We start from the raw sequence: 24,528 nt of genomic DNA on the forward strand, positions 1-24,528 counted from the left end.
TCCTATACGGACCGGTCGTAGATCACCTCGAGGGTGCGTTTGCGGATGTGCTGGGCACCGAAGTCCTCGAGCGTCGCGGGCTCGAGCACGACATCGCGACCCACGGCGTCGCTCGAGAACAGTGCCAACAGGCCATCCTGGTCGAGCGGCGTCGGTGCCAAGGGCGGCGCGGTCGCGATGTTGTCCGCGAGCTCGCCGAACAGCGGGCCCCAGGGGCTCTCGGGACGACCGATGATCTCGTACTTTGCGCTCTTGCGGCGGATGTCGTCGTCGGCCGGAATCGCGGCCAACACCGGGATCCCGACCTTCTCGGCGAAGGCACGCGCCTCGCCGGTGTGGTCGTCCTTGTTGATCACGATGCCCGCGACGCCGACGTGACCGCCGAGCTTGCGAAAGTACTGCGCTGCCGAGCACACGTTGTTGGCCACGTACAACGACTGCAGGTCGTTGGACGCCACCACGATCACCTTCTGGCACATGTCACGGGCGATCGGCAGGCCGAAGCCGCCGCAGACCACGTCGCCGAGGAAGTCGAGCAGGACGTAGTCGAACCCCCACTCGTTGAAGCCGAGCTTCTCGAGGGTCTCGAAGCCGTGGATGATCCCGCGTCCGCCGCAGCCGCGGCCGACCTCGGGGCCGCCGAGCTCCATCGCGAACACGCCGTCACGCTTGAAGCAGACGTCGCCCACCGTGACGTTGTCGCCCGCCAGCTTCTTGCGCGACGAGGTCTCGATGATCGTCGGGCACGCACGACCGCCGAACAACAGCGAGGTGGTGTCGCTCTTGGGATCGCAACCGATGAGCAGGACCTTCTTGCCCTGCCGCGCCATCATGTACGAGAGGTTGGCGAGCGTGAAGCTCTTGCCGATGCCACCCTTGCCGTAGATTGCGATGATCTGCGTCGACTTGGTGACGACCGTGGGGATGAGCTCTTCGAGCTCGTTGAGTGTCGAATCTGCGTTGGCCGTCATGATCCCTATCTCCAGTCCACGAGCATCTTGAGGCAGTCGACATCGCCGAATGCCGTCGCGTACGCGTCGTGGACCTGATCGAGTGTGCGTCGGTGGGTGATGAGGCCCTCGAGATCGAGGCGGCCGTCGGCGGCCATGTCGGCGACCGCGATGAGATCCTCGGGCGCCCACTCGGCCGCGACGCGGAATCTCGCTTCTTTGAGGAAGGCGAGCGGGAACTCGAAGCCGACCCGATCGGCGTAGAATCCTGCGAGCACGATCTCGCCGCCGCGTGCCAGCCGCTTCAACAATGCGTCGAGCAGCGAGGCGTCACCGCTGGCGTCGTAGATGCTGCGGTAGTCACGGCGGGCGTCTTCGTCGGGCGCGACCACGCGGTAGCCGACCGCGCCCCGGGCTCGCCGCGGGTTCTTCTCCCACACCGTCGGTGTGCCGCCGGCGGCCACGGCGAGGCGGGCGAGCAGGCGTCCGAGGACGCCGTGGCCGATGATCAGCTCGGGCGGCCGTCCATCGCCGCCGACCAGCGCGTGGCGGGCCGTGGCTGCGAGCGCGAGCAGGATGCCACGCTCGCCGAGGTCGTCGGCCAGGGGCGTCAGGCGTGCCGCGGGCACACGAAGGTGGGAGGCGGCGCCACCGAAGAGGCCGCGCACGTCGCCAAAGCAGTTGGAGCCCGGCACGAACACGCGCTGACCGATCGTGACCGCGGCCTCGGGCCCGGCCTCGAGCACGCGTCCGACGGTCTCGTAGCCGGGCACCAGCGGGTAGCCCATGCCGGGGAACGGCGGCATGCGGCCGGTGAAGAGGAGGCACTCGGTGCCGGTGCTGATGCCGGTCCACTCCACCCCGACGAGGACTTCGGCGGGTCCGAGCGGCCCGTCGAACGCGATCCGCCGCAGCTCCACGTGCTCCGGGCGGGTCATCACGACGGCGAGGGTGGTCAGCACCGGTGTAATAGTACCGAGACACCAAATTGTGTCAAGTGTAAATGACACTCAGCGGGCGCGAGCGGAAATCAGTCGTGAAATCATCGGGCGGCGCGTGGCTCGCAGGCGACCGGGCTCGAAGCCCGCCTGCTCGAGGAGGGCCGAGATCTCCGCCGGGGTGCGCACCCGGCCCTGTCCCATCGCGAGCAGATAGAAGCCGAAGTACGCGTCGCCCATGCGCTCGCCACCGACGGTCCCGCGCATCGGTTCGGCGATCAGCACCACCCCGCCCGGCCGCACGACCCGTCGGACCGCACGCAGCAGCTCGAGCGCCTGGGGATCGTCGTGATCGTGGAGCACGCGAACCAGCGAGACGAGATCGGCGCCCTCGGGCAACGGATCCCGACGCCAGTCACCCGGCACGACCCGCACCCGTGACGACAGCCCCGCGCGGGCGAGCCGGGCCGACGCTCGCGTCGCGACGCCGGGTAGATCGAAGAGCATCAGTTCGATCGCGGGTGCACGCGCTGCAGCGGCCTCGAGGAACGCCCCCTCGCCACCACCGACATCGAGCAGGCGCTGGTGATCCGAGATCGCATAGGCCTCGAGGATGTCCTCGACCAACAGCGGGATCGAAGCCGCCATCAGCTCGGTGTACGCCGCGACACCGGGTGCCGCGGCCGGCGGCGCGTCGGCCTGTGTGTACGTCCAGAAGCGATGCACCTCGGCACCGCGGACCTCACCGCGCAGCAGCGCGACCGGATCGGCCATGTCGCGATAGAAGATCGTGTTGTGCTCGACCAGGCGCGCGACCGCCGGGTTGCCGATGAAGGAGCAGCCGTGGATGCCGAGCCAGTACGCATCGCCGCGCGCCTGCACCAGCCCCAGCGATGCCGCGGCGTCGAGCAGCCGCGCGGTGGCGTCGGGTGACAGCTCGAGCAGCAACGCCAGCTCGGTCGCCGAGCGCGGCCCGGCGTGCAGGATGTCGAGCAGGCCCAGCCGCGCCGCGGCGCAGAGCACCTGCGAGTAGACGAAACCCGCGCTCAGATCGAACAGCGCAGAGGCCCGGCGCCGCGCGACGAAACGTGCGATCCACGAGCCCTCCGCCCAGCGTTGGAAGCTGGGATTGCACAGCATGCGGTTGCGGGTCGCCAGCCAGGCCATGACGACCCCGTCGACGAACCGCCTCACCGTCGCCCACACACCGGCCTCGGTCATGCCGCGGTTCGGCGCAGCCCGGCCGGAACCAAGCGCTCGGCCATCTCGACGACGAGTGCGCGAAGCATCTCGGCGCCTGCGCACGGCGGCACCGCCTCGGCGGCGTGCGCCACCAGGGCACGAAGCCGCACGATCGCGCCGGGCAAGCCGTACTCGGCGACGGCGTTCGGCCGCGCGAACCGTCCGTCCTGCCGGGTCGGCTTGCCGGCGACGTCCTCCATGGCGTGCGCGTCGAGCAGATCATCGGCGACCTGATACGCCTCGCCGAGCAGCTCACCCATCGCGCGCCACGGCTCCGGATCACGGCCGGCCGCGACCGCGCCGGCCATCGCGCTGGCGACGAACATCGAGCTGGTCTTCGCCCGGTGGTACCGCGACAACGGGACCTTGGGCTCGCTTTCCCACGCTTGGCCGGCGACCAGACCCGAGGGTGTGCCCGCAGCTCGGGTCAGGATCAGCACGAGCTGTGGCAGGCGCGTCGGCGCACCGATGCATGCGCGGGCCACCGACTCGAACGCGCCGACGATGAGCGCATCGCCGACGAGTACGGCGAGCGGAGCTCCGAACACGTGGTGGACCGAGGGTCGCCCGCGTCGCGTGGGCGCATCATCGAAGCACGGGAGATCGTCGTGCACGAGCGACGCGCAGTGGAGGAACTCCAGCGCGCACGCGGTGGCGTCGACCAACGCGGGGTCGTCGTTCTCCGCCGCTGCGGCCACCGCCATGCACAGGCGCGGTCGGATGCGGGCGCCGCCGGGGAACACGGCGTGGCGCAGGGCGGCCGATAGCCGCGGAGGCGCATCGCGCTCCAGCTCTCCGAGTCCACGCGCGAGGCTGGTTTCGAGGTTCGCCGTGGCCACGGTAGCGTATCATGATGGTTGACACATCAGAGTGTCAAGTAGATTTGACGCTCGGGCCGTCGACGCGCGGGGTCAGGGGCCGGCGCGGAGCACCTCGAGGTAGGCGGCCGCGAACGCGTCCGGTCGTTCGAAGTGGGGAAGCGCGCCGGTCTCGAACACCTGCCGCGACCATCGCGGGCGGTGCTCGAGCAACGCGTCGGCGCCTTGGTAGTCGACGAAGTCGCCGCGGACACCGTGGCTCAGCCACACCGGCATCGTGAGTGACGTGTAGAGCTGGGTCGCGTCGGTGCTGAAGAGGTGACCGGAGAGGAACCACAGCGGCGCGTGCTCGGCCCCTCGTTGGTGCGCCGTGCGGATCGCGTAGTCCCAGAGGCCGGCGTCGATCTCGCGGCGTCCGTACGTCCGGGCGAGGAAGTAACGGATGACCCGAGGCCGGGTGAGCAACCGAAACAGCGGCGGCCCCACCCATCGCCGCCGCACGATCGCGCGCATCCAGGGGAGGCCGCGGTTGCCCCCCGGCGGGCCTTCGAAGCGCTTGCGGCCCAGCCCCGTGGGGCTCACCAGCGCGAGGGTTCGAAACGCACTCGGGCGCTCGCATGCGGCGCGGGCGAGGAACTCGCACGACAACGACAGCGCCAACGCATCGATCGGGCCACCGCCGTGCGCCTTGCGGATCGCATCGACCGCGAGCAAGACGGCGTCGGTCATGAGCCGCGGCAGGTAGGCTCGATCGCTGCGATCGGAGCGTCCGAAGCCCGGGAGGTCGATCGCGTAGGTCGGTCGCACCGAGGACAGACGCTCGTACAGCGGGCGCACCTCGTACGCGGACGCGGCCGCGTTGACGCTGTGCACGAGCAGCACCGGCGGACCCTCGACCGCGGCCGTCGGCGTCGACGCGTAGAGCTCGAGTGCACCGACGCCGGGATCGCGAAGGCACCTCGGCTGCCCAGGCACCGCCGGCGGGAGCTCGCCAGCGTCGTCCGCGCCCTTCCCTAAGGGTATGTCAAATGTTCTTGACACTACTTGGCGTCAAGTCTAGCATACGTTCTCGCTCGAGGGGGACAAATGCGCGGCGCGACACCTGGCGACAAGACCTTCGGATGGCTCGACATCGTCCGTCTCGGCGCTGTCCAAGCCGCCCTGGGCTCCGTCGTGGTGCTCACCACCTCGACCTTCAACCGCCTCATGGTGGTCGAGCTGGCCCTGGCGGCGACGGTGCCTGGCGCCCTGGTGACGCTCCACCATGCGATGCAGCTGCTGCGCCCGCGCATGGGGCACGGCACCGACGTGGGGGGGCGACGCTCGCCGTGGATCCTCCTCGGGATGGTGGCGCTGGCGCTGGGTGGCATCGGTGCCGCCGCGGCCATCACCCTCATGCCTGCGCAGCCCCGCCTGGGACTCGCGCTCGCCGTGGTCTCCTACGCCGCCATCGGCGGAGGCGTGAGCGCCTGCGGTACCTCGTTGTTGGTCCTGCTGGCCAAGGGGGTCGCCGCGCCGCGACGCGCGGCAGCGACCACGGTGGTGTGGATGATGATGATCGCCGGGTTCGCGATCACGGCCGGGGTTGCGGGCAGTCTGCTCGAGCCCTTTTCCTATGGTCGCCTGATGAGCGTGACCGCCGGGGTCTCGGCGATTGCGTTGCTCATCGCGTTCGTGGGGATGCACGGCGTCGAAGCCCGCATCGTGCACATCGCCGCAGCGCCCCCGCGCCCCGCGGCCGAGCCGGGTGCATTCCGCCGCGCGCTCGCCCAGGTGTGGGCCGAACCCGATGCCCGTCGATTCACTGCGTTCGTCTTGGTGTCGATGCTGGCCTACAGCGCCCAGGATCTGATCCTCGAACCATTCGCGGGTCTCGTCTTCGGTTGGTCGCCCGGCGCCTCGACCAAGCTGGCCGGCTCGCAGCACGCAGGCGTCTTCGTCGGCATGTTGCTGGTCGCGATCGTCACCTCGGTCTTCAAGGGGCGCAGCATCGCATCGCTCAAAGGTTGGGTGGTCGGCGGTTGCATCGCCTCGGCACTCACGATGTCGGGCCTCGCATTCGCTGGCCTGACCGGCAGCATGTGGTGGCCCCTGAGCCAGAACGTGTTCTTACTCGGCGTCGCCAACGGTGCCTTCTCGATCGCAGCCATCGCCGCGATGATGACGCTGTCGACCCACGGTCGCAGCGGGCGCGAGGGCACGCGGATGGGCCTGTGGGGCGCGGCCCAGGCGATCGCCTTCGGAGCTGGTGGATTCCTCGGGACCCTGCTGGTCGATGCTGCGCAGGGCATCGCCGGTCAGTCGTCGGGCCTGGCCTACGCCTTCGTCTTCACCCTCGAGGCGATCGGATTCACCGTCGCTGCTCGGCTCGCACTGCGCACGACGTTGCCCGAGCACGGCACCGAGCGCACGTCCACCCCGAGCCTGCCCACACCGCAACCTAACTACCTGGTCGACCCGGTCTGACCCATGCTCGCGCAGCGCATCGCCACGACCGCAGCGACGACTGCTCCCACGCCGCGCAGCGGCGAGCGCGTGCGCGCGGGGGGTCGCGCATGGCACGGCAGTCGCTGGCTTCGCACCATCCTCACCAGCCTGTTCGTGCTGTTGATGCTGGGCTCGGCGCACCTGTTCATGGTCGCGGTCAACGCTGGCGAGCACGCCGTCGCCCGTCCCGACCCTGCCGCGGGGGTGCCGGCGCGGCTCTTCACCGATCTGTCGCTGGTGGACGAGCTCGCGGCCGCCGGGGCGCGCACCCACGATCCCGCGGAACGGCGCGTGATCGCGGCCGGGCTGGCCGCGGCCGAGGCGGGCACGCTCGAGGTCCGCACCCTGCCGGTGACCCGGTTCCTGGTCTACGCGGCCCTGGGCATGAGCGCGTTGGGGCTGCTGCTCATCTGGATCACATCGAGGATCCGCAGCGACGCCGCGCAATCCATCCTCGGCATCTTCGGTGGCAACCTGATCTGGACCGGCGCGGTCGAGTACGGCTTCACGCTGGCGTCGCGTTCGTTGGGCATCGGCAAGACCGTGGCGGTGGTCGACGGTCAGCTGGTGGCCAGCTATGGCGAATATGTGCTGCTCAAGCACAGCTGGGGTGGGCTGCTGCTCATTCTCGCCTACCTGTTGTTCCTCGAGTCGTCGCGGTGCCCGGTGTTCCTGTGGTGGCGCGAGCGCACCCCGACCATGCGCGGACCCATCGCGACCGGGCGGATCGACAACTACGGCCCCCGCAGCGCCTTCCAGTACGCGACGACGGTGTGGTTCTTCTATCTCCTGCTGCTGTGGACATATGACGAGCAGGTCGCTGGGGTCTACTCGCTCACGACCAAATCGATCCTGTTCGCCGCGATCGCGGGGTCGATTTATTGCACGTGGAAGCTGCACCAACAGGCCGGCTGGGGCCCCGCCATCCGCTATGCCGTGGGCGCGATGATCGTGGTGTGGACGCCCATCGAGATCCTCGGGAAGTGGGGGGTGATGCGTCAGCCGTGGCTGCTGCTCGAGCCCACGACGTTCGCGGTGTTCTTCGGCGGCCTGGGGCTCGGCACCTGGGCGCTGTGGCGCGCCGCTCGTCGCCGCCGGGTCGGCGCCCCCGGGGACGCCGACGCCGTGCATTCGGAGCTGGCGGTCGCCTGATCGTCGCGCAAGAGGTCACCATGTCGGCATTCCCATTCACCGCGATCGTCGCCCAGGATGAGCTGAAGCTCGCGCTCCAGCTGGTCGTCATCGATCCGACCCTGGGCGGGGTCTTGGTGCTCGGCGATCGCGGCACCGGCAAGTCGACCGCGGTGCGGGCACTGGCGTCACTGCTCCCGCGGATGAACGCCGTGTGCGGCTGCGCGTACAACTGCGACCCCAGCGACGATCCAAGCCGCTGCGTGCCCGAGTGTCCGCGTCGTCAAGGCGCAGCGATCCAGACCCAGCAGATCCCGGTACCGGTGGTGGATCTCCCGCTCGGCGCGACCGAGGATCGGGTGGTTGGGGCGCTCGATCTCGAGGCCGCGCTCGCCCGTGGCGAGCGGGTCTTCTCGCCCGGTCTCTTGGCGCGGGCCAATCGCGGCTTCCTGTACATCGACGAGGTCAATCTCCTGCCCGATCACCTGGTCGATCTCCTGCTCGACGTCGCCGCATCCGGTGAGAACGTGGTCGAGCGCGAGGGCGTGAGCGTGCGGCACCCGGCGCGCTTCGTGCTCATCGGCAGCGGCAACCCGGAGGAGGGCGAGCTGCGGCCGCAGCTGCTCGATCGCTTCGGACTCGCGCTCGAGATCTCGACCCCGACCGAGGTCCCCGCGCGCGTCGAAGTCGTTCGCCGCAGGATGGCCTTCGACCACGATCCGCAGCGATTCCTCGCGTCGTACGCGGCCGAAGAAGCAGCGCTGAGCCGCCGGCTCGCCGACGCGCGCGGGCGCCTGCGCGAGCTCGCCGTGTCCGATGCCGTGATGGAGCGCGCGGCGTCGCTGTGCGCCACGCTCGGGACCGACGGCCTGCGCGGCGAGCTCACGCTGATCCGTGCCGCTCGAGCCGCCGCCAGCCTCGACGGCGCCACCGAGACCACCGAACTGCACCTCCAGCAGGTTGCCGCGCTCGCACTTCGCCACCGCCTGCGACGCGACCCGCTCGACGAGGTCGGCTCGACCGCACGCATCGATCGCGCCCTCGAAGAGGTGTTCCGCTCGTGAGCGCCATCCTCCCCCATGCCGCCGTTGCGGCGCCGCAGGCCCGACCGTGGACCGACGTCATCGTCGCCGCGCGCATGCTCGCGGTCGACCCGTTCGGGCTGGGCGGCATGCACCTGCGCGCCCGCTCCGGTCCGCCGCGTGATCGCGTGTGCGCGTGGATCCGCGGCCTGCTGCCGGCGTCGACCCCATGCACGCGGGTGCCGCTCCACGTCACCGATGATCGTCTGCTGGGTGGCATCGCGCTCGCGGCCACGCTGCACAGCGGCGCGGTGGTGTGGGATCCGGGACTGCTTGCCGCCGCCCATGGCGGCCTCGTGCTGCTGCCGATGGCCGAGCGCGTGGAGACGCGGATCAGCGCGACGCTCTGCGCGGTGCTCGACCGCGGCAAGCTCGCCATCGAGCGCGACGGAGTGACCGCAGTCGTCCCCTGCTCGCTCTCGCTGGTCGTGCTCGATGAGGGCATCGACGACGAACAGGTCGCGGCCTCACTGCTCGACCGGCTGGCGTTCGGCTTCGATCTGGACGCGTTCGACCCGCGCGAGCTGCCCGACGACATCGCGCACGTCGATGCGTTGACCGAGGTCCGCGCCCGCCTGGCCACCGTCACGATGGCCCCCGAGGCGATCGATGCCCTGTGCCGTGCCGCGCTGACGCTGGGCATCGCTTCGATTCGTGCGGTGCTCCTGGCCGCGCGCGCCGCTCGGGTACACGCCGCGCTCGCGGGGCGTGTCGCGGTGGAGACCGAAGATCTCGACGTCGCCGCACGACTCGTGCTCGGTCGCCGGGCCACCTGCTGGGAAGCTCCGGGCGAGGCCGCGGCGCCCACCGCCGACGACGACAGCGACGCCACGCCGGCGCCCGAGACTGCCACGCCGCCGCAGCCATCCGCGAGCGACGACGACGATGCCCGCGACGAGGATGCGAACAACCCCGCTTCGCTCGAGGACATCGTGTTGGCAGCCGCCAGGTGCGGCGTACCCGATGGGTTGTTGGAGACGCTGCGTACGCACCGAACGCGCGGCGCGACGCCGCCCGGCGCCGGTCGAGCCGGCAGCACGCGCCTCTCGATCCAGGGCGGACGACCCGCGGGCAGTCGTGCCGCCCAGCTGCGACAGGGGGCACGCATCGCCGTGCTCGACACCCTGCGGGCCGCGGCGCCGTGGCAGCGACTGCGCGGAGCGTTCACGCTCGCCGAGTGCGGGTCGGTGCGACGGGTGGAGGTCCGCCGCGAGGATTTCCGCATCAAGCAATTCCGTCAGCGCACCGAGACCTGCGTGATCTTTGCCGTCGACGCGTCGGGCTCGGCGGCGATGCAGCGCCTCGCCGAGGCCAAGGGTGCGGTGGAGCAGCTGCTCGGTGATTGCTATGTGCGCCGCGATCACGTCGCGCTGATCGCGTTTCGCGGCACCTTGGCCGACGTCGTGCTGCCGCCCACGCGATCGCTCGCGCGGGTCCGTCGTCGACTTGCGGATCTCGCCGGCGGCGGCACCACGCCGTTGGCCGCGGGCATCGATGCCGCGACCGCACTCGCCACCGACGCGCGCAAGCGCGGGCGCGCGCCGTTGGTCGTGATGATGACCGACGGGCGCGGCAACGTCGCACGCGATGGTCGCACCGGGGTCGCCGCCACCGACGACGCGCTCGCTTGCTCGCGACAGCTGCGGCTGGCGGGCGTGCCCGCGCTCGTGCTCGACACCTCACCCCGCGCGACCCCACGGGTGCGTGCACTCGCGACCGAGATGAACGCACGGTACCTCGCGCTGCCCTATCTCGACTCGGCCGGGGTCTCCCGCGAGATCCGATCGCTCGCCCACGAGTCGATGCCATGTCGGTAGCCGCCGCCCAACTCCCCGCGGGCAACGCGGTCGCGCGCGGCCCACGAGCGTGCGCGACGATCGGCGATCGGCCCCACAGCCGCACCGTCGAAGTCGCGGCGAATCGGTGGCACCTGCTCGAGATGGGCCAGGGTCCGGTGGCGTTGCTGCTGCACGGCGCGGGTGCATCGAGCCACTCGTGCGTACCGCTGATGCAGCGACTGGCGCCCGCCTTCACGGTGCTCGCACCCGACCTCCCGGGGCACGCGCGCTCGTCCTTCGCGCCGTCGTTCGACCCGACGTTGCCCAACGTGGTCGCGGCCATGCGCGAGCTCGTCAGGGCGCTCGGGCTGCAGCCGCAGCTGCTGATCGGTCACTCGGCGGGCGCAGCGATCGCGACCCGCCTCGCGCTCGATGGCGTGGTCTCGCCGTCGCTCCTCGTCGGCCTCGCACCTGCGCTGGTGCCCTTTCGTGGGCTCGCCGCCGCGGTGCTACCGCCCGCTGCCGCGCTGCTCAGCGGCTCGCGGGCCTCGGCACTTCTTGCTGCTTGCTTCGCGACCTCGCAACGCATCGATCGGGTCCTGCGCGGCACCGGTTCGGTGCTCGACCCGGCCGGTGTCGAGTCGTACCGCGAGCTGGTCGCTCGCCCCGAGCACGTCGCCGGCGTGCTGTCGATGATGTCGCGTTGGAGCATCGACGAGCTCTACGACGACTTGTCGACCCTCGCGATCCCATGCCTGCTGGTCGCCGGGCGCAACGATCTCGCGGTGCCGCTGTCGCAGGTGCGCGAGGCCGCCGCGCGCCTCCGACACGCGAGGGTCGCGGTGGTGGACGACGTTGGCCACCTGCTCCACGAGGAGCAACCCGACCGCATTTCTGCACTGATCCTCGAACACCTCGATCGGCCCCTCGACCCATGACGACGCGAAGCCCAATCAAGCAACTGGAGACGACCCGATGGCACTGCTGAGCTTCGAACGACGATACCGCGTGCGCGGAGGCACCCTCGTCGGGGGTGATCTCTTCGACTTCTGGTTCGGCCCCTTCTATGTGGGCTTCTTCGGCGTGACGACCATCTTCTTCGCGGTGGTCGGCACCGCGCTGATCCTGTGGGGCGCCGCGATGGGCAGCACGTGGAATCCGTGGCTGATCAACATCGCGCCGCCGCCCATCGAGTACGGCCTCGGCATCGCGCCCCTGCGCGAGGGGGGCATCTGGCAGCTGGTGACGGTGTGCGCCCTCGGGGCGTTCCTCTCGTGGGCACTACGGCAGGCCGAGATCGCCCGCAAGCTCGGGATGGGCTACCACATCGCCTTCGCCTATGGGGTCGCGGTATTCGCCTACTTCACGCTCGTGGTGATCCGCCCGGTCATGCTCGGGGCCTGGGGCCATGCATTTCCGTACGGGATCTTCAGCCACCTCGATTGGGTGTCGAACGTCGGGTACCAATACCTGCACTTCCACTACAACCCGGCGCACATGATTGCGGTGTCGTTCTTCTTCACCACGACGCTTGCGTTGGCGCTGCACGGTGGCCTCATCCTCTCGGCGACCAACCCCCAGAAGGGTGAAACCGTGAAGGGTGCGGAGTACGAGGATACGTTCTTCCGCGATCACATCGGCTACTCGATCGGCGCGCTGGGCATCCACCGCCTCGGCCTGCTGCTCGCGCTCAGCGCGGGATTCTTCAGCGCGATCTGCATCATCCTCAGCGGCCCCTACTGGACCAAGGGCTGGCCCGAATGGTGGAGCTGGTGGCTCAACCTCCCGATCTGGTCCTAGTCCGGAGATTCCCATGCAGCACACGAACATCTTCACCCGGATACAAGTCGCGGCGCCCCCCAACCCGTCGATGCCGATTCCGAACGCCGCGAGCCGCAGCCGCGGCGCGCGGTTGTCCCGCCTCATCGGGTGGTTCGGCAACGCGCAGTTGGGACCCATCTACCTCGGGTACACCGGCCTCGCGTCCGCCGTCTGCTTCCTCATCGCGTTCGAAATCATCGGGCTCAACATGCTCGCCTCGGTGGACTGGAGCCCGACGGAGTTCGTGCGCCAGCTGCCGTGGCTCGCGCTCGAGCCCCCACCGCCCTCGGGCGGCCTGTCCATCCCCGCACTGAACCAGGGCGGGTGGTGGCTGATGGCTGGCTTCTTCCTGACGCTGTCCATCCTGCTGTGGTGGCGCCGGACCTTCCAGCGCGCCAAGGCGCTGGGAATGGGGACGCACGTCGCTTGGGGCTTTGCCTCTGCAATCTGGCTGTACCTCGTGCTCGGCTTCATTCGGCCGATCCTGATGGGCAGCTGGGGCGAGGCGGTGCCGTTCGGCATCTTCCCGCACCTCGATTGGACGGCGGCGTTCTCGTTGCGCTACGGCAACCTGTTCTACAACCCGTTCCACTGCCTCTCGATCGTCTTCCTGTACGGCTCGACGCTCCTGTTCGCCATGCACGGCGCGACCGTGCTCGCGGTGAGCCACCTCGGTGGCGAACGCGAGGTGAGCCAGGTCGTGGATCGCGGCACCGCGGCCGAGCGCAGCGCGCTGTTCTGGCGCTGGACCATGGGCTTCAACGCGACGTTCGAATCGATCCATCGCTGGGCGTGGTGGTTCGCGGTCCTGTGTCCGCTGACGGGTGGCATCGGTATCCTGCTGAGCGGTACCGCGGTCGACAACTGGTATCAGTGGGCGCAGAAGCACGACTTTGCGCCGTCGTACCCTGCGGTCTACGAGAATGCGCAGGACCCTGCGCTCTCGGACGTGCCGACCGTACGGGCACCGGATCCGGCCGCGACCGTCGCACCGGCACCGGTGGCACCGCCGGTCGTCGCACCGACGCCGGAGCCGACCCCGACCACCGAGGTCGTGGATCCCACGGCAGCCGGCGGCGTGCCGGTGACCCCCGAGGGACCTGACACGATCGCCGATGCCGACGCGAAGGCCGATGCCGACGCGAAGGCCGATGCCGACGCGAAGGCCGACGCCGACGCGAAAGCCGATGCCGACGCGAAGGCCGACGCCGACGCGAAGGACACGAAGGCCGACGCGAAGGACACGAAGGCCGACGCGAAGGACACGAAGGCCGACGCGAAGGACACCAAGGCCGACGCGAAGGACACCAAGGCCGACGCGAAGGACACCAAGGCCGACGCGAAGGACACGAAGGCCGACGCGAAGGACGATACACCCGCGGAGCCGACGCCGAGCGAAGGCAAGGCCGACACCACCGTGGACGCCAAGGAGGGACAGCCATGAGTGGTCTCAAGCAGACAATCCTGGGGATGGTTGGATTCTTCATCCTCCTGATGGTGGTGTTCTGGTTCGAGCCCACGCGAACCACCCAGATCGGCTACGACGGCGTCGCGATGCAGGTCACCGATTCGGTGGAGCGCATCGCAGACCGGACCGCCGGCAACACCGTGCCGCCGGCGCTCCCGCTGACGAAGTCGGGCGATCTGGCGGTCGACGCCTACAAGAACGTGCAGGTGCTCGGCCACCTGAGCACCGGCGAGTTCGTCGGCATGATGAACTCGATCACCGCGTGGGTTTCGCCCGAGCAGGGCTGCGCGTACTGCCACGTGGACGGCGACCTCGCCTCGGACGCGCTCTACACCAAGGTGGTGTCGCGCCGGATGCTGCAGATGACCATGCACATCAACGAGGACCTGCAGAGCCACGTCAAGCAGACCGGCGTCACCTGCTGGACCTGCCACCGGGGCCAACCGGTGCCGCGCTACATCTGGCACGAGCAACCCCAGGAAGAGCTCCTGACGGCGTCGCTGGGCTACGACGCGCAGCAGAACCGCTTCAACGCCGACAACGCGACCGCCCTGCCGCGCACGGTGTTCGAGGAGTTCTTGCTCGGCGACACCAACATCCGCGTGCAGACGGACCAGGCGTTGCCCGGAGAGAACCACTCGTCGATCAAGCAGACTGAGTGGACCTACTCGCTGATGATGCACTTCTCGCGCTCGCTGGGCGTGAACTGCACGTACTGCCACAACTCGCGCGCGTGGGAGAACTGGGACGAGAGCCCGGCCGCGCGCTCGACGGCGTGGCACGGCATCCGCATGGTTCGGCACCTCAACAACGAGTGGCTCGGGCCGTTGGCGTCGGTGTTCCCACCGAACCGACTCGGCCCCAACGGTGATGGGCCCAAGCTCAACTGTGCGACCTGCCATCAAGGCGCGTTCAAGCCGCTGCTGGGCCAGAGCATGCTGCCGGACTTCCCACCGCTCGCACGCGCCATGCCGCAGCCACAGCGGACCGCGCCCGCGGCAGGTGCAGCCGGCGCGCCCTGACGCGATCGCATCGACCGGGATCAGGCGCCCGAGCGACGCGTGGGTCGAGCACCCGCGCATCGCCCGGGCGCACGCACATGCGCGAGCGAACGCGCTGCGCGGGGCCGCTCTCTGGCCGCACCGCGCGGGCGTGGACGAGCCTCGTCGCTCACCGCGAAGCAGCGACGCGGCGCGACAGGTCGAAGAGGTGGGCGGGCAGCGAGGCGGTGGTCAGCGCGACGACCCACAGCGGATCGCCGCCCGCGAGCGCCACCCGCAGCGCCGCAAGCAGCAGCGCACCGGCGAGCAGCTGACCGCCGACGTCGAGCACGCGCAGGCGGGACCCCGCGCGACGTGCTCGCACCACACCCGCGACGATCGCGAACTCGGCGACGATTGCGACCAGCGCAACGTCGACGAAGCGACCTTCGTCGAGCAGGAACTCGAGCATCGCGAGGCTCAGGCGGGCGACGTGAGGCCCAGCAGGTGGGCCATGTCCTTGAAGAAGATGCGCATGTGCGCGCCGGGTCGTGCCCGCACCAACTCTTTGTGCATGTACGCCTGCCAGGTCAGCATCTGCACGTCGGGATCGCGGCACATGGTCACGAATCGCTCGCGCCGCTTGTCGCTCTTGTACCAAAAGCGCTGCATGATCCCGAGGATCCAGAACACGCGACCATGGGCCTTCATGAAGCGCTTGCGCGCCAGCTGCAGTGCCTTCGGGTTGCCGGTCGCGAGGAACTCGTTGCCCGCGAGCGCTGCCAACTGCCCACCGACCATGGCGTAGTAGATGCCTTCGCCCGAGGCCGGAGCCACGACCCCGGCGGCGTCGCCGGCGAGCACGACGTCACGACCGTTGTCCCACCGCTTCAGCGGCTTCATCGGGATCGGTGCGCCCTCGCGACGTACGGTGGCGGCGCCCTGCAGGCCCGCGCGCGCCCTGAGCTCCGCGATCGACCCGCGGAGCTTGAACCCCGTCGCGGCACTGCCGGAGCCGATGCTGACCGACTTGCCGTGGGGGAAGACCCAGCCGTAGAAGTCGGGTGACGTGGTGCCGTCGTAGATCACGTCGCACCGCGAGGCGTCGAAGCCTTCGCTGTTCGAGGGCGGCGCCTCGACCACTTCGTGGTAGGCGAAGACGTACGGGGGCGGGGTCTCGCTGACCTCCTGCCGCGCGACCTTCGACAGCGCACCGTCGGCGCCGATGACCATGCGCGCGCGCACGGTGTGGCTGTGGCCGTCGGCGCCGAAGTGCACGACGACGCCGGCGTGGTCGTCCTCGCGGGAGATCCGCTCGAAGCTGCCGGTGCACCGCACGGCGCCGTGACGGGTGGCGCGCTGGCGCAGGAACTCGTCGAAAACCTCGCGATCGACCATGCCCACGAATCCGCCATCGATCGGCATGTCGACCACCCGCCGACTCGGCGAGATCATCCGCGCCGAGTGGATGCGCGCACACAGCAGGTCGTCCGGGATCGCGAAGTCGGCGATGAGCCGCGGGGGGATGGCGCCGCCGCAAGGCTTGATCCGCCCGGCCTTGTCGAGCAGCAGGACCGAGTGACCGGCCCGTGCGAGCTCGTCGGCCGCCGTGGCGCCGGCGGGCCCGCCACCGACGACGACGGCATCGAAGGATTCGTTCGTGTTCATCATGGGGATCTCCGATTCGTGGTCCGCGGGTGTACCGATTCAGCCCAAGGTGTCGAGCGCCCGCACGGCGAAGCCGCTGACGAGCATGCCCAGCACGAAGCACGTCGTGCCGGTGGCGTTGTAGAGCGGTGCACGCTTGCGTGGATTCCGGATCAACATCGGCATCAGCAGCAGCTGCGCGGCCAACAATCCCGCCACCACCAGCGATTCGACCGGACGTCCGCTGGCCGCGAGCATCGCGACCACGACGACTTGGGGGATTGCCATGACGACGCAGGCGAAGACCGCCGCCGGCCGCACACCGAGCTGCACCGGTAGGCTGCGCACACCCAAGGCCTGGTCGCCCTCGACCGCCTTGAAGTCGTTCAGCACCATGATCCCGAACGCGCCCACGCTGTACAGCAGCGCGAGCCAACCGATGTGGGCGTCGGGCATCTGCACCGTGAGTGCGGCCGCGCCGGTGAACCACGGCAGTCCCTCGTAGCAGAGCCCGACGGCGGCGTTCCCCCACCAACCGTTGAGCTTGAGTCGCAGCGGTGGCGCGCTGTAGGCCCACGCGAGCAGCAGCCCCACGATCGAAGCCACGAAGACCCACGGCCCCAGCGCCCAGCCCACCGCCAGCGACAGCGCGGTCCAGGCGATCGCGATGCCGAGCCCCCAACGGCCCGGCACCCGGCCCGAGGGGATCGGTCGGTTGGGCTCGTTGATGGCGTCCACGTGGCGATCGAACCAGTCGTTGCACGCCTGGCTGGTGCCGCACACCAGCGGCCCCGCCAGCAACGCGGCGCCGAGGATCGACGGCAGGTGCTCGAGCACCGGTACGCCCGCCGACACGACGCCGCAGCCCAGCGCCCACATGGGCGCGAACCATGTCACCGGCTTGAGCAGCTCGATGACCGCGGACGGGCTGGGAACAGCGCGCCGGGTGAGCCGCGCGGGCAACCGTTCGCCGGGTTTCGCCATGGCCGAGTCGAGCTGCATCGCGGAGACCTCGATCCCTGGGTAACACCCCCCCATCCGAGTGTAAAGTGGACGGACGTCGAATTGTGTCAAATACACTTGACAGTCCCAGGGGCCACGGGCAGGCTTTGCTTCGATGTCGCCCTCGGACGTGTCTCCGCCTGGCGGGCCCCGAACGGGCCGGGCGACCCCGCTGTACACGCCGGATCAACGTCGGCGACGCGACGCGACCCCCTGGACACTCGTGCAGGGTGTGCTGGCGCCCATCCAGTTCTTGGCCTTCGCCGTCAGCGTGGCGCTCGTGCTGCGCACGCTCGCGAGCGGGCGTGGTGCCGACGCGGCCGCGATCTCGGTGCTGGTGAAGACGGCGCTGCTGCTCGCCATCATGGTCACCGGCGCCATCTGGGAGAAGGTGGTGTTCGGGCGCTACCTCTTCGCGCCCGCGTTCTACTGGGAAGACGTCTTCAGCATGCTGGTGATCGCGTTGCACGTCGCGTACGTGCTCGCGCTCGTCAGTGGCGTGGTCGACACGCGTGCGCAGCTCTTCGTCGCGCTCGCAGCCTACGCCGCGTATCTCGTGAACGCGACCCAGTTCGTGCTCAAGCTCCGCGCTGCTCGCCTGCAAGAGCGAGTTGCGCTGGTGTCGGTCTCGCGGAGCGCTGCGTGACCATGCCCGACCACGTCGCGACGTCGAACCGCAGCCACGCCGACGCACTGCCGGTGCTGCGCCAGCGCGGGCAACACGAGGTCTTCTGTGGGCTCACCGGGATCATGTGGCTGCACCGCAAGATCCAGGACGCGTTCTTCCTGGTGATCGGCTCGCGAACCTGCGCCCACCTGCTGCAGTCGGCGGCCGGCGTGATGATCTTCGCCGAGCCCCGCTTCGCGACCGCGATTCTCGAGGAGGGCGATCTCGCGGGACTCGCCGACGCCAACGACGAGATCGACCGCGTGGTCGCGCGCCTGCTCGCGCGTCGCCCCGAGATCCGCACGTTGTTCCTGGTGGGTTCGTGCCCTTCGGAGGTGATCAAGCTCGACCTGTCACGGGCAGCCGAGCGCCTGTCGAAGTCGCACGGCCCCTCGGTCCGGTTCGTGAGCTACTCGGGCAGCGGGCTCGAGACCACCTTCACACAGGGCGAAGATGCCTGCTTGGCGTCACTGCTGCGCGGTGCCACGCCGGCATCGCCCCGTGCACCGAGCTCGTTGCTCGTGGTCGGGACGCTCGCCGATCCGGTCGAAGACGGCTTCCGCCGCAGCTTCGACGCGCTCGGGATCCCAGTGCAGTTCTTCCCGCCGCGCAGGGCGTGGGAGCTGCCGGAGGTCGGACCGCAGACCCGCTACCTGTTGGCGCAACCGTTCCTCGCGGAGACCGGCGCAGCGCTCGACCGACTCGGCGCGCAGCGACTGCCGGCGGCCTTCCCCTTCGGTGCCGAGGGCACACGCAGCTGGCTCGCCGCCGCCGCGTCTGCATTCGAGGTGCCCCGCGCACGCTTCGAGGAGGTCGTCGGGCCCGCCGAGCGCCGAGCTCAGGCGGCGCTCGCCAAGATCCGCACGGCACTCGAGGGCAAGCGAGTGTTCCTGTTCCCCGACTCGCAGCTCGAGATCCCGCTGGCGCGCTTCCTCCACCGCGAGCTCGGCATGGAGCTGCTCGAGGTCGGCACGCCGTACCTGCAGCGCGAGCACCTCGCCGCCGAGCTGGCGATGCTGCCAGCGTCGGTGGTGCTGAGCGAGGGCCAGGATGTCGAGCGTCAGCTCGACCGATGCCGCGCCGCCAGGCCCGACCTCGTGGTCTGCGGCCTGGGTCTCGCCAATCCCCTCGAGGTCGAGGGCATCACCACCAAGTGGTCGATCGAGCTGGTCTTCACCCCGGTGCACGGCTTCGAGCACGCCGCCGATCTCGCCAACCTCTTCTCGCGTCCGCTGCTCCGTCGCGGACGACTCGCGGTCTAGCATGCAACTCGCGGTCTGGACCTACGAGGGCCCCCCCCATGTCGGCGCGATGCGAGTCGCGACTGCCATGAAGGGCGTGCACTTCCTGCTGCACGCGCCGCAGGGTGACACCTACGCCGATCTGCTCTTCACGATGATCGAGCGCCGACGCGAGCGCCCGCCGGTGACCTACACCACCTTCGCGGCGCGCGACCTCGGCAGCGATACCGCCGAGCTGTTCAAGACCGCCGCCCGCGAGGCCTACCAGCGCTTCGCACCCGAGCTGCTGCTGGTCGGCGCATCGTGTACGGCCGAGCTGATCCAGGACGACCCCGGTGGCATCGCTGCGGCACTGGGCCTGCCCATCCCGGTGGTGCCGCTCGAGCTCTCGGCCTACCAGCGCAAGGAGAACTGGGGCGCTGCGCACACGTTCTACAAGATCGTCCGCGCCTGCTGCCCCGCGACGGTGCCGCTCCGCAGCGAGCGCTCGCGGCCACGCTGCAACCTGCTCGGCCCCACCGCGCTCGGCTTTCGCCATCGCGACGACGTGATGGAGCTGACCCGGCTGCTCGACCGCTTGGGCGTCGACGTCGAGGTCGTCGCGCCGCTCGGTGCGTCCCCCCACGATCTCGCACGGCTCGCCCAGGCCGACTTCAACGTGGTCATGTACCCCGAGATCGCCGACTCGGTCGCGCGTTGGCTCGGCAAGACCTTCGCGCAGCCGTGCTTGTCGGCGCCGCTGGGTGTGATCGCGACCCGCGAGTTCTGCCAACGGGTCGCCCAGATGAGCGGCGCCGATGCGGACTCGGTGATCGACGACGCCAGCTGTCGCCTGCCCTGGTACTCGCGTTCGGTCGACTCGACCTACCTCACGAAGAAGCAGGTCTTCGTGTTCGGCGACGCGAGTCATGCGATTGCCGCGGCCCGCATCGCCACCGCCGAGCTCGGCTTCGAGGTCATCGGGCTGGGCACCTACAGCCGCGAGTTCGCACGCGAGGTCCGCGAGGCCGCCGCTGGCTACGGCGTCGAGGCGCTCATCACCGACGATCACCTGTTGGTCGAGGAGCGCATCGGCGCACTGCAGCCCGAGCTGGTGCTCGGCACGCAGATGGAACGCCACATCGCCAAGCGCCTGGGGCTGCCTTGCGCGGTGATCTCGGCGCCGGTGCACGTACAGGACTATCCGGCCCGCTACTCGCCGCAGATGGGCTTCGAGGGCGCCAACGTGCTGTTCGACACCTGGGTGCACCCGCTGATGATGGGTCTCGAAGAGCACCTCTTGGCGATGTTCCGCGACGACTTCGAGTTCGCCGACGGACGCGGCCCCTCGCACCTGGGCGCTGCGGCCTCGCCGACGGTGGTCGAGGCGCCAGCAGCTGCGCCCACGCCACCCCCGGCGGCGGCAGAGAGCCCCGCGGCGGCCGAGTCCGACGCGCCGCGCTGGACCGAGGAGGCCGAGCGCGAGCTCAAGAAGATCCCGTTTTTCGTGCGCGGCAAGGCGCGGCGAAACACCGAACGCTTTGCTCGGGAGTTTGGACGGACCCCCATCACGCTGGAGACGCTCTACGATGCAAAGGCCCACTTCCAAGCCTGACGCCACGCCGATCGTCGTGGTGATCATCACCCTCGATCATCACCTCGGGGGCGTGATGGACCGCGTGCGCGAGCGGCTCGAGCCCGAGATCCCGGGGCTGGACCTGCGGCACCACGCGATGACGACGTTCAGCGATCCGCGCGCAGTCGAGACCTGCCGCCGCGACATCGCCGAGGGCGACATCATCCTCGCCAACATGTTCTTTCTCGAGGAGCACATCCGTGCGGTCCTGCCGGCGCTCGAGGCCCGCCACGAGTCGTGCGATGCCATGATCTGCACGCTCTCCGCCGGCGAGGTCATGCGACTGACCCGCATGGGCGAGTTCCGCATGAACGGCTCGAAGAAGGGCATGTCGCTGCTCAAGAAGCTGCGCGGCAAGGGCACCGGGGCCAACAAATCGGGCGGCGCGGGCCAGCTCGCGATGCTGCGCTTCTTGCCGAAGCTGTTCGCACTCATCCCCGGCAAGGCACAGGATCTGCGGGCCTACTTCCTGACCATGTCGTATCTGCTGTCGGGCTCGACCGACAATCTCGCCGACATGGTGCGATTGTTCGTCACCCAGTACGCCGATGGCCCGCGTCGGGGCTTGCGCGGCACGCTGAAGCCCGGCGCGCCGCGGTGCTATCCCGAGGTCGGCGTCTATCACCCGCGCCTGCGTGCACGCATCTCCGAGTCCCTCGCCGAGCTGCCCGAGCCCGCGCAGGCACGCGGCACCGTCGGCCTGTTGGTGATGCGCTCGTATGTGCTCGCCGGCGACACGCGCCACTACGATCAGGTCATCGAGAGCCTCGAGGCGCGCGGACTTCGGGTCATCCCCGCGTTCGCCTGCGGCCTCGACAACCGCCCGGCGATCGAGAAGTTCTTCATGGACAAGCATCGCGTCCGCGTGGATGCGGTGCTGTCGTTGACGGGCTTCTCGCTGGTCGGCGGGCCGGCGTTCAACAACGCGCGCGCGGCCGAGGAGATCCTCACGCAGCTCGACGTTCCGTTCGTCACCGCCCAGCCGCTCGAGTTCCAGAGCATCGAGCAGTGGGAGGCCTCGGTCTCGGGTCTGACGGCGATCGAGTCGACGATGATGGTCGCGATCCCCGAGCTCGACGGCGCCACCGCGCCGGTCGTGTTCGCCGGCCGCCGCGGCGGCATGAAGGGCGCGATGGTCGGCATCGACGATCGGATCGAGCGCCTCACCGGGCGCCTCGAGCGGCTGGTGCAGCTGCGACGCAAGGAACGCTCGCAACGCAACGTCGCGATCGTGCTCTTCAACTTCCCGCCCAACGGGGGCGCCACCGGCACGGCCGCGTACCTCTCGGTGTTCGAGTCACTGCACCGGACCCTGCTCGCGATGGCCGCCGACGGCTACGACGTCGAGGTCCCCGCGACCGTCGATGCCCTGCGCGCGAAGGTTCTCGAGGGCAACGCGGGCCAGTTCGGCACCGACGCCAACGTGATGGCGCGGGTCTCCGCCGACGACCACGTGCGTCGGACCCCTCACCTCGCGGAGATCGAGAAGCAGTGGGGCCCGGCGCCCGGCAAGCACCTCAGCAGTGGCTCCTCGATCTTCGTGCTCGGGGCGAAGTTCGGCCGGGTCATGGTCGGCATCCAACCGACCTTCGGCTACGAGGGCGACCCGATGCGGTTGCTCTTCGAGTCGAGCTTCGCCCCCACCCACGCGTTCGCGGCGTTCTACCGCTACATGCGCGAGGACTTCCGTGCCGACGTCGTGCTGCACTTCGGCACCCACGGCGCGCTGGAGTTCATGCCCGGCAAGCAGGTGGGCCTGTCGCGGCACTGTTGGCCCGATCGCTTGCTCGGCGATCTGCCCAATGTCTATCTCTACGCGTCCAACAACCCCTCCGAGGGCACGATCGCCCGCCGGCGATCGGCGGCGACACTGGTCAGCTACCTGACGCCACCGGTGACGCGTTCCGGACTGTATCGCGAGCTGCAGAGCCTCCGCGCCTCGCTCGATCGTCTGCGCTCGCTCCCCGCCAGCGACGGCGAGGCCGTCAACCTGGTGCCGTTCATCCAGGCGCAGGCCGCAGCGCTCGACCTCGTGGCCGCCGAACCGGCGTGGCCGGGGCCGCTCGCACCGGAGCTCGCAACCCTGAGCGTCGCGCTGCACGAGCTCGAGCAGACCTTGATTCCCTGCGGGCTGCACGTGCTCGGTGAGCCGATGCCGAAGGCTGCGCGGATCGACTACCTGACGGCGATCGCCGAGGTCGCCCCCGAGGGTCCCCTGCCGCAGCCGACGATCGCGGCCCTGGTGTCGGGCGCCTCGCCGAAGGCCGCATTGATCGCCGGCGGCGTGGAGCCGAGCAAGCACGCCATCGCGCGCTGCGAGACGCTGCAGCACACCGACCGACAGCTCGCAGAGGATCACGAAATCCCGGCGCTGCTGCGGGCGCTCGACGGCCGCTTCATCCGCCCCGCGCCGGGTGGCGATCTCCTTCGCAACCCCGACGTGCTCCCGACCGGGCGCAATGTCCACGGCTTCGATCCGTGCGCCATCCCCAGCGACTTCGCGATGCGCGAGGGCGAGCGGCAAGCCGCACTCCTGCTGCGCAAACACCTCGACGAAGGCAACGCATTCCCCCGATCGATCGCGCTGGTGCTGTGGGGATCCGACAACCTCAAGTCGGGCGGCGGACCCATCGGGCAGGCGCTGGCCTTGCTCGGCGCACGCGCGCGCACCGATAGCTACGGCAAGGTCTGTGGCGCCGAGCTGATCCCGCTGGCCGAGCTCGGCCGCCCGCGGATCGACGTGATGATGACGCTGTCCGGCATCTTCCGCGATCTGCTGCCCATGCAGACCAAGATCCTCGCCGAGGCCGCGTTCTTGGCCGCGAGCGCCGACGAGCCGATCGAATCGAACTTCGTGCGAGCGCACGCGCTCGAGCATATGGCGGCCCACAATTGCGATCTCGAGACCGCCTCGCTGCGGGTGTTCGGCAACGCCGAGAACGCCTACGGCGCGAACGTGAACCAAATGATCGAGAGCGGTGCGTGGCAGGACGAAGACGAGCTCGGCGACGTGTTCGCTGCGCGCAAGTGCTTTGCGTATCATCCCAGCGGTCGCGCAGCGCCCCAGAAGACCCTGCTCAAGAGCGTGCTCGCGCGGGTCGATCTCGCCTATCAGAACCTCGAGTCCGTCGAGCTCGGGATCACCACGATCGATCACTACTTCGATACCCTGGGAGGCATCGCCCGCGCCGCGCGCTCGCAGCGAGGCAGCGGGCCGGCGCTACCGGTCTACATCGGCGACCAGACCGGGTCGGGTGAGCAGGTTCGGACCCTGCGCGAGCAGGTCGCGCTCGAGACCCGCACGCGCTCGCTCAACCCCAAGTGGAGCGAGGAAATGCTGCGTCACGGGGCCGAGGGCGTGCGACAGATCGAAGCCCAGGTCACCAACACGCTCGGCTGGTCCGCGACCACCGCCCAGGTCGAGCCGTGGGTCTACCGCGAGCTGACCAACACCTACATGCTCGATCCGCAGATGCGCGATCGGCTTGCCGCGCTCAATCCCAAGGCGTCGGTGAAGCTGGCCTATCGCCTCCTCGAGGCCTCGGAGCGCCAATACTGGCACCCGGACCCAGAGACCCTCGCTGCCCTCGTCCGGGCCGGCGACGCACTCGAAGACCGCCTCGAAGGGGCGGTATCCCGCGTCGCCTGAGGGCGCAAGGAG

Annotated in this window: 19 protein-coding genes and 1 pseudogene; 12 read left to right on the plus strand and 8 right to left on the minus strand. The window is 69.6% G+C overall.

The features are described 5' to 3' along the window. Positions 1–2: 2 nt before the first annotated feature. The 5 genes from IPH07_27000 to IPH07_27020 all read right to left on the minus strand — a co-directional run bounded on the left by IPH07_27000 (position 3) and on the right by IPH07_27020 (position 4,923). Positions 3–971 (minus strand): chlorophyllide a reductase iron protein subunit X, encoded by a 969-nt coding sequence (locus IPH07_27000; protein ID MBK6921074.1) that lies wholly within the window; start codon positions 969–971, stop codon positions 3–5. A gap of 5 nt (positions 972–976) precedes the next feature. Continuing rightward, complete coding sequence (bchC, locus tag IPH07_27005) at positions 977–1,909, minus strand: chlorophyll synthesis pathway protein BchC (GenBank protein ID MBK6921075.1); 933 nt, start codon at positions 1,907–1,909, stop codon at positions 977–979. Between the two features lie 51 nt (positions 1,910–1,960). Continuing rightward, a complete protein-coding gene (locus IPH07_27010; protein ID MBK6921076.1) occupies positions 1,961–3,109 on the minus strand; it encodes a methyltransferase domain-containing protein in 1,149 nt (382 codons plus the stop codon). Beyond that, on the minus strand, positions 3,106–3,969 hold the full coding sequence (locus IPH07_27015) for a polyprenyl synthetase family protein (GenBank protein MBK6921077.1): 864 nt from the start codon (positions 3,967–3,969) through the stop codon (positions 3,106–3,108). Before IPH07_27015 ends, IPH07_27010 begins: the two co-directional genes overlap by 4 nt. Before the next feature lie 72 nt (positions 3,970–4,041). Continuing rightward, the gene (locus tag IPH07_27020; protein MBK6921078.1) at positions 4,042–4,923 is read right to left on the minus strand and encodes an alpha/beta hydrolase; all 882 of its coding nucleotides are present in this window, start codon (positions 4,921–4,923) and stop codon (positions 4,042–4,044) included. A gap of 111 nt (positions 4,924–5,034) precedes the next feature. Here IPH07_27020 and IPH07_27025 point away from each other — a divergent pair, with 111 nt between their 5' ends. The 8 genes and pseudogenes from IPH07_27025 to IPH07_27060 all read left to right on the plus strand — a co-directional run bounded on the left by IPH07_27025 (position 5,035) and on the right by IPH07_27060 (position 14,737). Further along, positions 5,035–6,414, plus strand: coding sequence for a BCD family MFS transporter (locus IPH07_27025; GenBank protein MBK6921079.1), 1,380 nt, complete (start codon positions 5,035–5,037; stop codon positions 6,412–6,414). A gap of 3 nt (positions 6,415–6,417) precedes the next feature. Continuing rightward, on the plus strand, positions 6,418–7,587 hold the full coding sequence (locus tag IPH07_27030; protein MBK6921080.1) for a hypothetical protein: 1,170 nt from the start codon (positions 6,418–6,420) through the stop codon (positions 7,585–7,587). A gap of 20 nt (positions 7,588–7,607) precedes the next feature. Continuing rightward, complete coding sequence (bchI, locus tag IPH07_27035) at positions 7,608–8,630, plus strand: magnesium chelatase ATPase subunit I (protein MBK6921081.1); 1,023 nt, start codon at positions 7,608–7,610, stop codon at positions 8,628–8,630. Positions 8,631–8,635: 5 nt separating this feature from the next. After that, positions 8,636–10,465, plus strand: coding sequence for a magnesium chelatase subunit D (locus IPH07_27040; GenBank protein MBK6921082.1), 1,830 nt, complete (start codon positions 8,636–8,638; stop codon positions 10,463–10,465). Next, positions 10,456–11,364, plus strand: a complete 909-nt coding sequence (locus IPH07_27045) for an alpha/beta fold hydrolase (protein MBK6921083.1) — start codon at positions 10,456–10,458, stop codon at positions 11,362–11,364. Before IPH07_27040 ends, IPH07_27045 begins: the two co-directional genes overlap by 10 nt. Positions 11,365–11,401: 37 nt before the next feature. After that, complete coding sequence (locus IPH07_27050) at positions 11,402–12,226, plus strand: photosynthetic reaction center subunit L (GenBank protein MBK6921084.1); 825 nt, start codon at positions 11,402–11,404, stop codon at positions 12,224–12,226. Positions 12,227–12,239: 13 nt separating this feature from the next. Then, a pseudogene (locus IPH07_27055) lies at positions 12,240–13,187 on the plus strand (photosynthetic reaction center subunit M). A gap of 500 nt (positions 13,188–13,687) precedes the next feature. Then, complete coding sequence (locus IPH07_27060) at positions 13,688–14,737, plus strand: photosynthetic reaction center cytochrome c subunit (GenBank protein ID MBK6921085.1); 1,050 nt, start codon at positions 13,688–13,690, stop codon at positions 14,735–14,737. A gap of 148 nt (positions 14,738–14,885) precedes the next feature. Here the strand turns inward: IPH07_27060 and IPH07_27065 are convergent, their stop codons facing one another. From IPH07_27065 to chlG, 3 genes are read right to left on the minus strand one after another with little or no spacing between them, the layout of a single operon-like run. Then, positions 14,886–15,167, minus strand: a complete 282-nt coding sequence (locus IPH07_27065; GenBank protein MBK6921086.1) for a hypothetical protein — start codon at positions 15,165–15,167, stop codon at positions 14,886–14,888. Positions 15,168–15,175: 8 nt separating this feature from the next. Beyond that, complete coding sequence (locus IPH07_27070; protein MBK6921087.1) at positions 15,176–16,363, minus strand: geranylgeranyl diphosphate reductase; 1,188 nt, start codon at positions 16,361–16,363, stop codon at positions 15,176–15,178. Positions 16,364–16,402: 39 nt separating this feature from the next. Next, entirely contained in the window at positions 16,403–17,326 is a 924-nt protein-coding gene (gene chlG / locus IPH07_27075) for a chlorophyll synthase ChlG (protein ID MBK6921088.1), read from the minus strand. A 133-nt stretch (positions 17,327–17,459) separates the two neighbouring features. Here chlG and bchF point away from each other — a divergent pair, with 133 nt between their 5' ends. Genes bchF through IPH07_27095 form a run of 4 tightly spaced genes read left to right on the plus strand, consistent with a single transcriptional unit; the run spans position 17,460 to position 24,516 of the window. Then, positions 17,460–17,990, plus strand: coding sequence for a 2-vinyl bacteriochlorophyllide hydratase (gene bchF / locus IPH07_27080; protein MBK6921089.1), 531 nt, complete (start codon positions 17,460–17,462; stop codon positions 17,988–17,990). Positions 17,991–17,992: 2 nt separating this feature from the next. Further along, positions 17,993–19,273 (plus strand): ferredoxin:protochlorophyllide reductase (ATP-dependent) subunit N, encoded by a 1,281-nt coding sequence (locus tag IPH07_27085; protein MBK6921090.1) that lies wholly within the window; start codon positions 17,993–17,995, stop codon positions 19,271–19,273. Position 19,274: 1 nt separating this feature from the next. Continuing rightward, entirely contained in the window at positions 19,275–20,846 is a 1,572-nt protein-coding gene (locus IPH07_27090; GenBank protein ID MBK6921091.1) for a ferredoxin:protochlorophyllide reductase (ATP-dependent) subunit B, read from the plus strand. Continuing rightward, on the plus strand, positions 20,821–24,516 hold the full coding sequence (locus IPH07_27095; GenBank protein ID MBK6921092.1) for a magnesium chelatase subunit H: 3,696 nt from the start codon (positions 20,821–20,823) through the stop codon (positions 24,514–24,516). The genes IPH07_27090 and IPH07_27095 overlap by 26 nt, the downstream gene beginning before the upstream one ends. Positions 24,517–24,528: the final 12 nt, after the last annotated feature.

It is taken from the genome of Deltaproteobacteria bacterium (assembly GCA_016709225.1).
Lineage (GTDB): Bacteria > Myxococcota_A > Polyangia > Nannocystales > Nannocystaceae > Xiheibacterium > Xiheibacterium phototrophicum.